Origin of the sequence: Ensifer sp. (assembly GCF_035999135.1) — a bacterium.
GTDB lineage: Bacteria > Pseudomonadota > Alphaproteobacteria > Rhizobiales > Rhizobiaceae > Ensifer.
Genome location: NZ_DASYGZ010000015.1, coordinates 1 through 13,425, shown reverse-complemented (window position 1 = coordinate 13,425; position 13,425 = coordinate 1). Strand labels below are relative to the sequence as shown.

The window sequence follows — 13,425 nt, the reverse complement described above, 5'->3', positions numbered from 1 at the left end:
TTCGCCTCCCCTGGCGGCTCGCTCAGTTTTCGCTTTCACGGACGGACGTGACGGTGCGAACGATCGAGAGCCACCCGATGCGCAAACAGGCTGATGTTTTTCGAAAAAGTCATGCGGCGCACACCGCCAGTCCGTCAGCAATCATTGCGGGACCACGCCACCTCCCCGGCAGCGAAGTCCTGACGGAACTCACTCGGTCGCAATATTCATTTTGAACGATTAAAAATTGTATAAGCGCATGAGGCCCGCGACCGAATTTCCGACGGGGCGCCGCGGCGCGTCATTCCCGCCAGAGGATCGGCCGTCCGGGGCCGATCGCCTGAAATCAAAACAAGAGGGTGAGATCAGAACCAGAGAACCGGAAGGCTCGCGAGCGCGGCAACGGCAAAGAAGGCGATCAGGGCGAGACGCGTCATCGCCGTCTTCTGCTGGCGACTTTCGTCAGTGCGGGCGATCGCGATAGCGCGGGGACGGCGGCGTGGTTGGTTCATGGCATCCTGTCCTTGTCACATCGACCGGCAATCATCGGCCCGGATGTACCGGCTTGCCAGTCACGCTCATATTGCAGCCATGCCGTGGCGGAGGAAAGTCCAAAATTTGGAAACAGTGTGATTTCCGTTTCCGCGACAATCGGTCCGCCAGCCGCCGGCTGTGCCGACAAGCGTACAGGTTCACCCAGATCCGTTAACAATCGCTAAAACTGCCAAAAGCGGTGAAGTATCAGACGTCCTGCCCGGCGGCGAACCCCGAAGCCCAGGCCCACTGAAAATTGTAGCCACCGAGCCAGCCCGTCACATCGACGCATTCGCCGATGAAGTAGAGGCCAGGCACCGCCTTTGCCTGCATGGTCCGTGAATCGAGCCCGTTCGTGTCGACGCCGCCGAGCGTGACCTCGGCGGTGCGGTAGCCTTCCGAACCGGCGGGCTTGATGGTCCAGGCCTGGATGGACGCGGCGAGCTGGTTGATCGTCTTGTCGGAGAGGTCGGCGAGCTGACGACCGCTGAGCTTTGCGCCATCGGCAAAGAACTGGGCAAGGCGGCGCGGCAGGATATCGCCGAGCGCGGTCTGCGCTGCCTGCTTGCCATGGCTGCGCCGCGCATCCTTGAGAAGGGAGGCGATGTCGATGTCAGGCATCAGCCTCAGCACGATCTCCTCGCCTTCGCGCCAATAGGAGGAGATCTGCAGGATCGCCGGTCCGCTGAGTCCACGATGGGTGATCAGCACCGCCTCGCGGAAAGCCGTCTTGCCGGATTGCGCCTCGGCATCCGCCGCAACACCTGCCAGTTCACCGATGGTTTCAAGTTGCGCCGGGTCGAGCGTCAACGGCACCAGGCCGGGCCGGGTTTCGACGAGGGCGAGCCCGAACTGCTCGGCGATCTTGTAGGCAAGTCCGGTTGCCCCCATCTTCGGGATGGACTTGCCGCCGCTGGCAATCACCAGCGACTGTGCATCGACCGGTCCGTCGCCTGTCATCACACGGAAACCCGCGCCGTGTCGCTCGACGCCTTCGATCGACGTCGCGAGCCGCAGTTCGGCATCCACCTCGCGCATCTCGGTGAGAAGCATCTTGATGATGTCCTTGGCCGAATGGTCGCAGAACAGCTGGCCAAGCGTCTTTTCGTGCCAGGCGATGCCATGCTTCTCGACAAGGGCAAGGAAATCGCGCGGCGTATAGCGCGCCAGCGCCGATTTCGAGAAATGCGGGTTGGCCGACAGGAAGTTCTTCGGCCCGGCATGGATGTTGGTGAAGTTGCAACGGCCGCCACCGGAAATCCGGATCTTCTCGCCGGGCGACTTGGCATGGTCGAGCACGGCCACGCGCCTGCCGCGCTTGCCCGCCTCGATGGCGCACATCATCCCGGCAGCGCCAGCGCCAATGATCACCACATCCTTCTTTTCGGCCACGAAACACCTTTGAGCTCTTCAGCGCATTCCATTCCGCTCGCGTCGACGAAAGTCAATCGTCCCGCACTAGCCAATTGGCAATCTGCGGTTATGATGCGCCATCCGAAGCCAAAACCGGTGATTTATGCCCTCCAAGAGAAGTGCTGCCCAACAAACAACGAAAATCAGCAAGACTTCGAAAATACCCCCTGCCCTACACTCGCTCCGCGGTGTGAAGACCTGGAAGGAAGCCACGGACTGGCTCAAGATCCGCGGCATCGAAGACGTCGAGTGCATCACGCCTGACCTTGCCGGCGTGCCGCGCGGCAAGATGATGCCGACCTCGAAGTTCACCTCCAACACCTCGCTGGCGCTGCCGTCCGCCGTCTACCGCCACACGATCTCGGGCGAGTATCCGGATGAAACCGGGCAGTTCCGCTACGATTCGCGCGACAGCGACATCAAGCTCGTGCCCGACCTCTCGACCCTTTCGGTCGTGCCCTGGGAGACCGACCCGACGGCGCAGGTCATCTGCGACATCGTCGGCTCGCAGGGCGAGCAGATCAGCTATACGCCGCGCAACGTGCTGAAGCGCGTGGTCGATCTCTACAAGCAGAAGGGCTGGAAGCCGGTCGTCGCGCCAGAGATCGAATTCTACCTCGTGGCCACCAACGACGATCCCGACTATCCGCTGCATCCGCCGAAAGGGCGTTCCGGGCGTTCGATCCTCGGCGGCCAGGGCTATTCGATCGCCGGCATCAACGAATTCGACGAGCTGATCGACGACATCTATCACTTCTCCGAGAAACAGGGTCTCGAGATCGACACGCTGATCCATGAAGAAGGCCCGGCGCAGCTCGAGATCAACCTTCGCCACGGCGACCCGATCGAGCTTGCCGACCAGGTGTTCCTGTTCAAGCGCACGATCCGCGAGGCGGCGCTGAAGCACGGCATCTACGCCACCTTCATGGCGAAGCCGATGCAGGGCCAGCCCGGCTCGGCGATGCACATCCACCAGTCGGTGGTCGAGATCAACACCGGCCGCAACCTGTTCTCGAACCCCGACGGTTCGGCATCGAAGGAGTTCTTCCACTTCATCGGCGGCATGCAGCACTACGTGCCGCGCACGCTCGTCATGATGGCGCCCTATGTGAACTCGTTCCGCCGACTGACGCCCGACATGTCGGCGCCGGTCAACACCGCCTGGGGTTATGACAACCGCACGACCGCCTTCCGCATCCCGGTGTCGGAGCCGGTCGCCCGACGCATCGAAAACCGGCTGCCGAGCTCGGACGCCAACCCGTATCTGGCACTCGCCGCCTCGCTCGCCTGCGGTTATCTCGGGATCGTCGAGCAGCGCGAGCCGACGGCACCGACCGAGGACACGGCCAACGAGGGCGAAATCGACCTGCCGCGCGGCCTGCTCGAAGCGGTGGCGCTGCTGGAATCGGCGCCGTCGCTTGCCGACGTGCTGAGCCCGGAGTTCATCGCCATCTATGCCGGCGTCAAACGGGGCGAGTTCGAAACCTTCATGCAGGTCATCAGCCCCTGGGAACGCGAATTCCTGCTTCTCAACGTCTGATCCGAAAGGCCTTCCATGCCCTGGCAAAGCCCGATTTCGCCCGGTTTCTCGTGGTATGAGGCAACCGTTCCGGATCGACCGGAGTATCCGGCAATGCCGGGTTCGCGCAAGGCCGACGTCGCGATCATCGGCGGCGGCTATACGGGCTTGCAGGCCGCTCTCAACCTCGCCCGGCAGGGCGTCGACGTCACCCTGATCGACGCCTGCCGTTTCGGCGACGGCGCCTCCGGCCGCAACGGCGGCCAGTTCGGCACCGGTCAAAGGGCCTGGGCCGACGAAACGGAGGAAAACCTCGGCCATGAGCGGGCGCAGGCGCTGTTCGACATGGCCGAGAACGCCAAGCGCTACGTGCTCGATTTCGCCAGCGCCCACGAGATCGACATAGAGTTCGTGCCCGGCCAGCTCTCGGTCGGCCACAGGCAGAGCCTGGAGAAGGATTATCGCGACCATGCCGAAGCGATGGCGACCCGCTTCGGCTACCCGCATCTTTCCTTCATGGATCGCGAGGAGACGGCAAGTCGCCTCGGATCCGATCACTATCACTTCGGTATTCGCGACGCCGGCACCGGCCACATTCACCCGATGAAGCTGCTGGTCGGGCTTGCCAAACAGGCGGCCCTTGCCGGCGCGCATCTCTTCGAGCAAACCAAGGCGCTGAAGATCGACCGGACCTCGGGTGGGATCGTCATCGCGACCGATCGCGGCACTGTTACCGCCGACCGCGTGCTGGTCGCCTGCAACGCCTATATCGGCAATCTGGAGCCGGTGAGCGCCAGCCACGTCATGCCGATCCGTTCCTTCATCGGCGCAACGAGCGTGCTTTCCGAGCATCCTGACGTCATCCCGGGTGGAGAATCGGTCGACGATTCGCGCTTCGTCGTGCGCTATTTCCGCAAATCGAAGGACGGACGCCTGCTCTTCGGCGGCCGCGAGGCCTATACCGCCGACAATCCGCGCGATATCTCGACCCACATTCGCCGGCAGATCAGCGAAATCTATCCCCAGCTCGCCAATATCGAGATCACCCATGCCTGGGGCGGCTCGGTCGGCATCACCATGCCACGCACGCCTTTCTGTCGCGAGGTGATGCCCGGCGTCACCTCGATCGGCGGATACTCCGGCCACGGCGTGATGCTCTCCAACTATTGCGGCAAGCTCTACGCCGACCTCGCGCTTGGCAAAGAGACGGAACTGGACCTCCTGAAGGCCCTGAAAATCCCGGCTTTTCCAGGCGGCACGCGGTTCCGCTCCGCCCTTCTCTTCCTCGCCCTAAGCTGGTACGCATTACGCGACAGGTTCTAAAGAGCCGCCGACGGCAGCATTTTATTGCGCCGCACCCTAGCGCGTTTAAATCGATTAGATTATATGTGCCCCTGACCTGAACAGATCGAGATATCCCATGAGCAGCCAGATCATTCCCGTCGAACCATTTGACTATGTCGTGTTCGGGGGCACCGGCGATCTTGCGGAGCGCAAGCTGTTGCCGGCGCTCTATCACCGTCAACTCGAAGGCCAGATCACCGAGCCGACCCGCATCATCGGCGCGTCGCGCGCCGCACTCAGCCATGAGGAATATCGCAAGTTTGCCGTCGACGCGCTGAAGGAACATCTGAAGGCCGACGAATACAAGGAAGAGGAAGTCGCCAAGTTCGCGGCGCGCCTCTTCTACGTCTCCGTCGACGCCAAGTCCGACCAGGGCTGGGACGCGCTGAAGAAACTGCTCGAAGAGGGCAAGGACCGCATCCGCGCCTTCTATCTCGCCGTCGGACCGGCGATCTTCGGCGACATCTCCGAAAAGATCCGCGATCACAAGCTGATCACCAAGACCACCCGTATCGTCGTTGAAAAGCCGATCGGCCGCGATCTGGCGTCCGCCACCGAACTCAACGACACCATCGGCAAGGTCTTCCGCGAAGAGCAGATCTTCCGCATCGACCACTATCTCGGCAAGGAGACGGTGCAGAACCTGATGGCGCTGCGCTTTGCCAACGCGCTCTACGAGCCGCTCTGGAATTCCGCCCATATCGACCACGTGCAGATCACGGTTTCGGAAGCCGTCGGCCTCGAAAACCGCGCCGGCTACTACGACAAAGCGGGTGCGCTGCGCGACATGGTGCAGAACCACATCCTGCAGCTCGTCTGCTTCGTCGCCATGGAAGCGCCGACCTCGATGGACGCTGAAGCGGTGCGCGACGAGAAGCTGAAGGTGCTTCGCGCGCTGAAGCCGATCACCTCGTCCAACGTCGAACAGGTGACGGTGCGCGGCCAGTACCGCGCCGGCGCCTCTGCCGGCGGGCCGGTCAAGGGCTATCTCGAAGAGCTTGAAGGCGGTGTTTCCAACACCGAGACCTTCGTGGCGATCAAGGCGGAAGTCAGCAACTGGCGCTGGGCGGGCGTGCCCTTCTACATCCGCACCGGCAAGCGCCTTGCCGGCCGCATGTCAGAAATCGTCATTACGTTCAAGCAGATCCCGCACTCGATCTTCGACAACAATGCCGGCCGCATCTCGGCCAACCAGCTGGTCATCCGCCTGCAGCCGAACGAAGGCGTCAAGCAGTCGCTGATGATCAAGGATCCGGGCCCGGGCGGTATGCGCCTGCGCAGCGTCTCGCTCGACATGAGCTTCGCCGAAGCCTTCGCCGTGCGCAATGCGGATGCCTATGAGCGGCTGCTCTTCGACGTCGTGCGCAACAACCAGACGCTGTTCGTGCGCCGCGACGAGGTCGAGGCCGCGTGGAAATGGGTCGATCCGATCCTGAAAGCCTGGGAGGAGACCGGGCAGCAGGTCCAGGGTTACACCGCCGGCACCTGGGGTCCGAGCCAGTCGATCGCCTTGATCGAGCGCGACGGCCGCACCTGGAACGATGCGATCTAAGGTACGACCATGACGATGACGCTTCATACATTCGAAAACGGTGCGGCCCTGGCCGAAGGCCTCGCCGATGCGGTCAGCACCGCCCTTTCCGCCGGTATCAAGACACGCGGTTCGGCGAGCATCGCCGTTTCCGGCGGCTCGACCCCCAAGGCATTTTTCCGGGCGCTCTCGGGCAAGGACATCGCCTGGGACAAGGTGACGATCACGCTCGTCGACGAGCGTTTCGTGCCGCCGGAAAGCGACCGTTCCAACCATGGCCTGGTTGCCGCCAACCTGCTTCAAGGCAAGGCGGCCGCGGCGAACTTCCTGCCGCTCTATCATGCCGCTCCGTCGGCAGAGGCTGCAGCCGAAATCGCCAGCCGGGAGGTCGCCGCCATCGGCGCGCCGTTCGATGTGGCGATCCTTGGCATGGGAACGGATGGGCATACGGCGTCGTTCTTCCCGGGCGGGTCTGAGCTTGCACGCGCCATCGATCCGGCGACGCCGCGCGGCGTGATCACCATGGAAGCCGAGGGCGCGGGTGAGACCCGGCTGACGCTGACCTTCGCCAGCCTGCAGGATGCACGACTTCTCGTCCTGCACATCGAGGGCGAAGGCAAGAAGACCGTTCTCGCCAAGGCCGAAGAAGCCGGTGACGAGAAGGACATGCCGATCCGTGCGATGCTGCGCCGCGCTGCATCACCGGTCGAGATCTACTGGGCGCCCTAGATCACCTTGATTGCCGGGCCGATCAGGTCCGACAGGAAGGTTGGAGACACGTTCGACCGGTGGCGCGCCCCGCCGGAACGGACACGTGTTCTTGAAAACTGCCGGGACGCAGACGCTCCCTCCCAAGCGCGTCATGTTCCGGTTCGATGACTGGATGAAGATGAGGAGTCACTGGACTCCGGAACAGGATTGACCATGTCCGCCGATTCCCGCATTGCCGCGATCACCGCTCGCATCGTCGAGCGCTCGAAACCGCACCGCGAGCCCTATCTCGACCGCGTCCGCCGCGCGGCGTCGAGCGGTCCGCATCGCAGCGTTCTTGGCTGCGGCAACCTCGCGCACGGATTTGCCGTCTGTTCCCCCGCCGAGAAAGTGGCGCTGGCGGGCGACCGCGTCGCCAATCTCGGCATCATCACCTCCTATAACGACATGCTGTCGGCACATCAGCCGTTCGAGACCTACCCGGCGCTGATCCGCGAGGCGGCGCGTGAGGCGGGCGGTGTCGCCCAGGTCGCCGGCGGCGTTCCGGCCATGTGCGACGGCGTCACGCAAGGGCAGCCCGGCATGGAACTGTCGCTCTTTTCCCGTGACCTGATCGCCATGTCGGCCGGCATCGGCCTGTCGCACAACATGTTCGATTCCACCGTCTATCTCGGCGTCTGCGACAAGATCGTGCCCGGCCTCGTCATCGCGGCGCTGACCTTCGGCCACCTGCCGGCGATCTTCGTACCTGCCGGGCCTATGACGACGGGCCTGCCGAACGACGAGAAGGCACGGGTTCGTCAGCTCTTCGCCGAAGGCAAGGTCGGCCGTGAGGAACTGCTCGAGGCCGAATCCAAGTCCTACCACGGACCGGGCACCTGCACCTTCTACGGCACCGCCAATTCCAACCAGATGCTGATGGAGATCATGGGCTTCCATCTGCCCGGCGCCTCCTTCATCAATCCCGGCACGCCGCTGCGCGATGCGCTCACCAAGGAAGCGGCGAAGCGCGCGCTGGCGATCACCGCCATGGGCAACGAATTCACGCCGGCCGGCGAGATGATCGACGAACGCTCGATCGTCAACGGCGTCGTCGGCCTGCATGCGACCGGCGGCTCGACCAACCACACGATGCATCTCGTCGCCATGGCGCGCGCGGCCGGCATCGTGCTCACCTGGCAGGACATCTCCGAGCTTTCGGACATCGTGCCGCTGCTTGCCCGCGTCTATCCGAACGGACTTGCCGACGTGAACCATTTCCATGCCGCCGGCGGCATGGGCTTCCTGATCAGCCAGTTACTGCGCAACGGCCTGCTGCACGACGACGTGCGCACCGTCGTCGGCCAGGGTCTCGACGCCTACAAGATCGACGTCCGGCTCGGCGCCGACGGCAATGTCGAGCGCGTGCCGACGCCGAAGGACAGCGCCGACCCGAAGGTGCTTGCCACCATCGACCAGCCGTTCCAGCATTCCGGTGGCCTGAAGATGCTGACCGGCAATCTCGGCAAGGCGGTCATCAAGATCTCCGCCGTCAAGCCGGACCGCCACGTCATCGAAGCGCCGGCCAAGATCTTTCACGACCAGGCCGAGCTGAACGCCGCCTTCAAGGCCGGCAAACTCGAAGGCGATTTCGTCGCCGTCGTGCGCTTCCAGGGCCCGAAGGCGAACGGCATGCCGGAACTGCACAAGCTGACGACCGTGCTCGGCATCCTGCAGGACCGTGGCCAGCGCGTGGCCATCCTGACGGACGGCCGCATGTCAGGTGCTTCCGGCAAGGTGCCGGCCGCCATTCACGTGACGCCCGAGGCCAAGGACGGCGGTCCGATCGCCCGCATCCAGGAAGGCGACATCGTCCGCATCGACGCTGTTGCCGGCACGATCGAGGTGCTGGTCGAGGATATCACGCTGAAGACGCGCGTGCCGGCGCATGCCGACCTCTCCGACAACGACTTCGGCATGGGTCGCGAGCTCTTTGCGCCGTTCCGCGCGATTGCGGGTGCGGCCGATCAGGGCGCGAGCGTCCTTTTCCATTAGGGCAATTTCCTGAGCTTATACGCGCCAGAAAAGCAGAACGCCGCTCCCCTGGAGCGGCGTTTGTCGTTGGATACGTCGCATGACGCGTGACGTTGCCGCTTAGGGCAACGGGCCAGGGAACATGTCGTTGCGCCCATCGTAGCGCTCGATGTCCAGCGTGAAGACGTCGACACCTTCGATGCAGCGCGCGTTGATCGAGACCTTGTTGTCCGGATAGCCGCTGCGAAGCACCGGCGTGCCGCAGGTCGGGCAAAACTGGTGGCCCTCGTTGAGACCGCGCCAGATGTAGCTCGTCAGACGTCGCTTCTCGGAGAGAAGCTTGATCTTCGACGCATCCACCTTCCAGTGCAGGAAACCGGAACGGCGACAGGTTGAACAATTGCAATCGATAAGGCCGGTCAGGTCCTCGTCGACGTCGAAGCGAATGTCGCCGCAATGGCATGAAAGGCGATAGGGGCGCTGCATGGTTGCCGGTCCGGATCCGTTGGAGAAGACCGCAACCATTCATTGAGTCCGTGCGACGGTCAAGCCGCCGGCAATGCACCCCCCCTTAACACTAACGATAGATGTCGAGCGTTCGGTTCCGGTGGTTCGGATGGGTGCTGTAGACGAAGATGCGGTTGAGGTCGCGATCGCTCAAAAGCCGCAGGAACCGCGCTTCGACGATGTTGTTGGCATGCACGCGCTTCAGAAGGCAGCCGACCATCTGGATGCGGGCGCTTGGAATATCCAGGTAGAAATTCTGAGGCAGCTGGTACTTCGTCAGGATGCCAAGGACAGCACCGCTCTTCGACAGCTTGATGATCTCGCAACGCCGGGAGCTCAGCTGCGTCATGCCCTTCTCGGTATATTCGATGCGCGCCTCGTTGCGCGTATCCTCCATCGGGAAATTGGTCTCCCTATCGTACATGAAGGACTCTTCCTTGTTCAGGAAGTGCTGCTGCAACGCTGCCCCGTTCATCGAAATGCCTTTCCGTATCCCCTTATGACACAGACTAGCGGCAGAGATTTAACAGACGGTTCGATCCCGCAGGCATATAAAAAACCGCCCGGAAAACCGGGCGGAACGAGGTCACGACAAGGAATCTTGGTTACGCAATTCCAAACGGAACGCCGCGTCACCCAAGTGCCGGGAAGTGCGGTTCCGCCTCGCAGGAGCGGGCGGAAGGCCGCTCCCTTGCGGGGCTAGGCGCGGTAGCTGCGGCCTTCAGCGTTGAAGAGGTGCAGCTTGGCCTTGTCGGCGGTGAAGCGCACCCGGTCGCCACGATGAACCGGCAGGATACCTGGGATCTTGGCGATGATCGGCTCCTTGTCGACCAGGCCCTCGATGTAGAGCAGGGTCACTTCGCCGAGCGCTTCGACGATCGAGATCGTGCCTTCGAACAGGAAGTCATCACTGGTCGTGGTTTGCAGGTCCTCCGGCCGCACCCCAAAGCTCGCGGTCTTGCCGTTCTGCGCTGCGTCCGTGGCTATGTCGAGCGTGACGCTCTTGCCGCCAGTCAGCTTGACCGTCGTCTGCGCGCCGGTCGCCGTCACGGTCGATGGAATGATGTTCATCGCCGGCGAGCCGATGAAACGCGCGACGAAAAGGTTGGCCGGACGCTCGTAAAGCTCGAGCGGCGGGCCTACCTGCTCGATATGGCCCTGCGACAGCACCACGATACGGTCGGCAAGCGTCATCGCCTCCACCTGGTCGTGGGTGACGTAGATCATCGTCGTGTCCGCCATCTGCTCGTTGAGCTTGGCGATCTCGATGCGGGTGGCGACACGCAGCGCGGCGTCCAGGTTCGACAGCGGCTCGTCGAACAGGAAGACCTTCGGGTCGCGGCAGATGGCGCGTCCGATGGCGACGCGCTGCCGCTGACCGCCGGAAAGCGCCTTCGGCAGCCGGTCGAGATATTTCGTCAGCTGCAGGATATCGGCGGCATTACGCACGCGGCGATCGATCTCCTCCTTCGTCTCCTTGGCGATCCGCATGCCGAAGGCCATGTTGTCGTAGACGGTCATATGCGGATAGAGCGCATAGGACTGGAACACCATTGCGATGCCGCGCTTCGATGGCGGCACGGTGTTGACCCGCTCGCCGTCGATGAACATGTCGCCGCCCGTGATCTCTTCGAGACCGGCGATCATGCGCAAAAGCGTCGACTTTCCGCAGCCGGACGGGCCGACGAAGACGATGAACTCGCCCTGCTTGATGTCGAGATTGATGCCGTGGATGACATCGACCGCGCCGTAGGATTTGCGGATATCTTTAAGCAGCAGACCCGTCATTGCACCCTCCCCTTCGGTTCTTCCCGTCAGTTCTTGCTCTCATTTCTGATTCGGCCGGCCCTTCAGACCAGCCGTGCGAAATATGCGCCCCAGGCCGGCAGCTCGACCGCCCTGCCCTTTACCTCGGCCGTAAAACCGTGTCCTTCAAGCGCCGACACCGGCTCGTCCGGCAGCGTGGCCGATGCCCGCTCGCCGCTCATGTTGAACAGGCAGAAAAGCTTCTCGTTGCCGTAGTTCCTGACGAAGGCCAGCACCTGACCATCCGTGCTCACGAAGTCGATCTCGCCCTTGGCGAAGGCCGGATGCGCCTTGCGGAAATGCAGGAAGCGACGGTAGTGCTCGAGCACAGACGCCTGATCTTTCTGCTGCGCCGAGACGGCGCGGGCGAGATGTTCGGCCGGCACCGGCAGCCAGGGTTTCGCACTGCCGAAGCCACCGTTAACCGCCGCAGCGTCCCAGACCATCGGCGTGCGGCAACCGTCGCGACCCTTGAAATCGGGCCAGAACTGGATGCCGTAGGGATCCTTCAGGTCCTCATAGGCGAGTTCGGCTTCGCTGAGTGCCAGCTCCTCGCCCTGATAGATGCAGACCGAGCCGCGCAAAGACATCAAGAGGCTCGCCAGCAGCTTGGCATGCGCGTCGCGATCGGCGACGCCGGCACCCCAGCGGCTGACATGGCGCACCACATCGTGGTTGGAAAATGCCCAGCAGGCCCAGCCCTCGGGCGCTGCCTTCTCGAAATTCCTGAGAACCTCGGCGACGGTCGCCGGTGTCAGCGGATCCGGTGCCAGGAACTCGAAGGCGTAGCACATCTGCATCTTGTCGCCGCCCGACGTGTACTCGCCGGCGATCTCCAGACCGCGCTGGCTGTCGCCGACTTCGCCGACGGCAGCGATCGCCGGGAACTCGTCCATGACGGCGCGGAAGCGCTTGAGGAATGCGAGATTTTCCGGCTGGTTCTTGTCGTAGAGATGTTCCTGGTAGTTGTAGGGGTTGACGGCCGGTGCCGTCTGCGCGTTGCGCCGCTCCGGCGCCAGCGCCGGATTGTCGCGCAACTGCTTGTCGTGGAAGTAGAAGTTGATGGTGTCGAGGCGGAAGCCGTCGACGCCGCGCTCCAGCCAGAAGCGCTCGACGCCCAGCAGCGCGTCCTGGACTTCCGGATTGTGTAGGTTGAGGTCCGGCTGCGAGGTCAGGAAGTTATGCAGGTAATATTGCAGGCGCGTCGGATCCCACGCCCAGGCCGAGCCGCCGAAGATCGACAGCCAGTTGTTGGGCGGCGTGCCATCCGGCTTGGAGTCGGCCCAGACGTACCAGTCTGACTTGGCGTTCGACCGGCTCGACCGGCTTTCGACGAACCAGGGATGCTGGTGCGCGGTATGCGACAGAACGAGGTCGATCATCACCCGGATGCCAAGGCGGTGCGCCTCGGCGATCACGGCGTCGAAATCGGCAAGGGTGCCGAAGATCGGGTCGACATCGGTGTAGTTGGAGACGTCGTAACCGAAGTCCTTCATCGGCGAGGTGAAGAACGGCGAAATCCAGATCGCATCGGCGCCCAGCGCAGCAATATGCGGCAACCGGGCGACGATGCCCTTGAGGTCGCCGATACCGTCGCCGTTGGAGTCCTGGTAGGAGCGCGGATAGATCTGATAGATCACCGCGCCGCGCCACCAGTCCCGATCGGCCTGCAAGGTGGAAGTGCTCATTTCGGTCATGCTCATTGTCTCTGGTAGTCCCTGGTTGTCAGCCGCCCTTGACCGAGCCCGCCAGCAGGCCGCGCACGAGATAGCGCTGCAGGCTGAAGAAGACGATCAGCGGAACGATGATGGTAATGAAGGCGGAAGCCGTCAGGATCTCCCAGTTGCCGCCGCGTGAGCCGAGCAGGTTGACGAGGCGACCGGTCAGAACAAGTTCGTCGGGCCCGGCGCCCAGGAACACGATCGCCACCAGCAGGTCGTTCCAGGTCCACAGGAACTGGAAGATCGCGAAGGAGGCGAGCGCCGGGAAGGACAGCGGCAGGATGATCTTGACGAAGATATCGAAATCGCTGGCGCCGTCGACGCGGGCGGATTCCATGATTTCGCGC

The 13,425-nt window shown here is 63.1% G+C and carries 12 protein-coding genes; 5 read left to right on the top strand and 7 right to left on the bottom strand.

What is annotated here, in order from left to right; all coding sequences use genetic code 11:
- Positions 1-344: 344 nt before the first annotated feature.
- Both VGO12_RS01100 and VGO12_RS01095 read right to left on the bottom strand, forming a co-directional pair.
- Positions 345-491: a hypothetical protein gene (locus VGO12_RS01100; protein WP_327510912.1), complete on the bottom strand. Its 147-nt coding sequence runs from the start codon at positions 489-491 to the stop codon at positions 345-347.
- Positions 492-720: 229 nt separating this feature from the next.
- Positions 721-1,905, bottom strand: coding sequence for an NAD(P)/FAD-dependent oxidoreductase (locus VGO12_RS01095; RefSeq protein ID WP_327510911.1), 1,185 nt, complete (start codon positions 1,903-1,905; stop codon positions 721-723).
- A gap of 124 nt (positions 1,906-2,029) precedes the next feature.
- Between VGO12_RS01095 and VGO12_RS01090 the strand changes: the two genes are divergently transcribed.
- The 5 genes from VGO12_RS01090 to edd all read left to right on the top strand — a co-directional run bounded on the left by VGO12_RS01090 (position 2,030) and on the right by edd (position 9,065).
- The gene (locus VGO12_RS01090) at positions 2,030-3,466 is read left to right on the top strand and encodes a glutamine synthetase family protein (protein WP_327510910.1); all 1,437 of its coding nucleotides are present in this window, start codon (positions 2,030-2,032) and stop codon (positions 3,464-3,466) included.
- Between the two features lie 15 nt (positions 3,467-3,481).
- Entirely contained in the window at positions 3,482-4,768 is a 1,287-nt protein-coding gene (locus tag VGO12_RS01085) for an FAD-binding oxidoreductase (protein WP_327510909.1), read from the top strand.
- A gap of 97 nt (positions 4,769-4,865) precedes the next feature.
- Positions 4,866-6,341, top strand: a complete 1,476-nt coding sequence (gene zwf, locus VGO12_RS01080) for a glucose-6-phosphate dehydrogenase (RefSeq protein WP_327510908.1) — start codon at positions 4,866-4,868, stop codon at positions 6,339-6,341.
- Between the two features lie 9 nt (positions 6,342-6,350).
- Positions 6,351-7,049: a 6-phosphogluconolactonase gene (gene pgl, locus VGO12_RS01075; protein ID WP_327510907.1), complete on the top strand. Its 699-nt coding sequence runs from the start codon at positions 6,351-6,353 to the stop codon at positions 7,047-7,049.
- Between the two features lie 195 nt (positions 7,050-7,244).
- Entirely contained in the window at positions 7,245-9,065 is a 1,821-nt protein-coding gene (gene edd / locus VGO12_RS01070; protein WP_327510906.1) for a phosphogluconate dehydratase, read from the top strand.
- Positions 9,066-9,164: 99 nt separating this feature from the next.
- Here edd and VGO12_RS01065 read toward each other — a convergent pair whose 3' ends face one another.
- The 5 genes from VGO12_RS01065 to VGO12_RS01045 form a co-directional block, all read right to left on the bottom strand.
- Entirely contained in the window at positions 9,165-9,569 is a 405-nt protein-coding gene (locus tag VGO12_RS01065; protein ID WP_327510905.1) for a Gfa-like protein, read from the bottom strand.
- Positions 9,570-9,621: 52 nt separating this feature from the next.
- Positions 9,622-10,026, bottom strand: a complete 405-nt coding sequence (locus VGO12_RS01060) for a hypothetical protein (protein WP_327510904.1) — start codon at positions 10,024-10,026, stop codon at positions 9,622-9,624.
- Between the two features lie 224 nt (positions 10,027-10,250).
- Positions 10,251-11,339 carry a sn-glycerol-3-phosphate ABC transporter ATP-binding protein UgpC gene (locus VGO12_RS01055; RefSeq protein WP_327510903.1) on the bottom strand — a complete coding sequence of 363 codons (1,089 nt, stop codon included), beginning with the start codon at positions 11,337-11,339 and terminating at the stop codon, positions 10,251-10,253.
- Between the two features lie 62 nt (positions 11,340-11,401).
- Positions 11,402-13,054 carry an alpha-glucosidase family protein gene (locus VGO12_RS01050; RefSeq protein WP_414650653.1) on the bottom strand — a complete coding sequence of 551 codons (1,653 nt, stop codon included), beginning with the start codon at positions 13,052-13,054 and terminating at the stop codon, positions 11,402-11,404.
- Positions 13,055-13,082: 28 nt separating this feature from the next.
- On the bottom strand, positions 13,083-13,425 hold a 343-nt coding region (locus VGO12_RS01045), incomplete at its 5' end, for a carbohydrate ABC transporter permease (protein ID WP_327494539.1).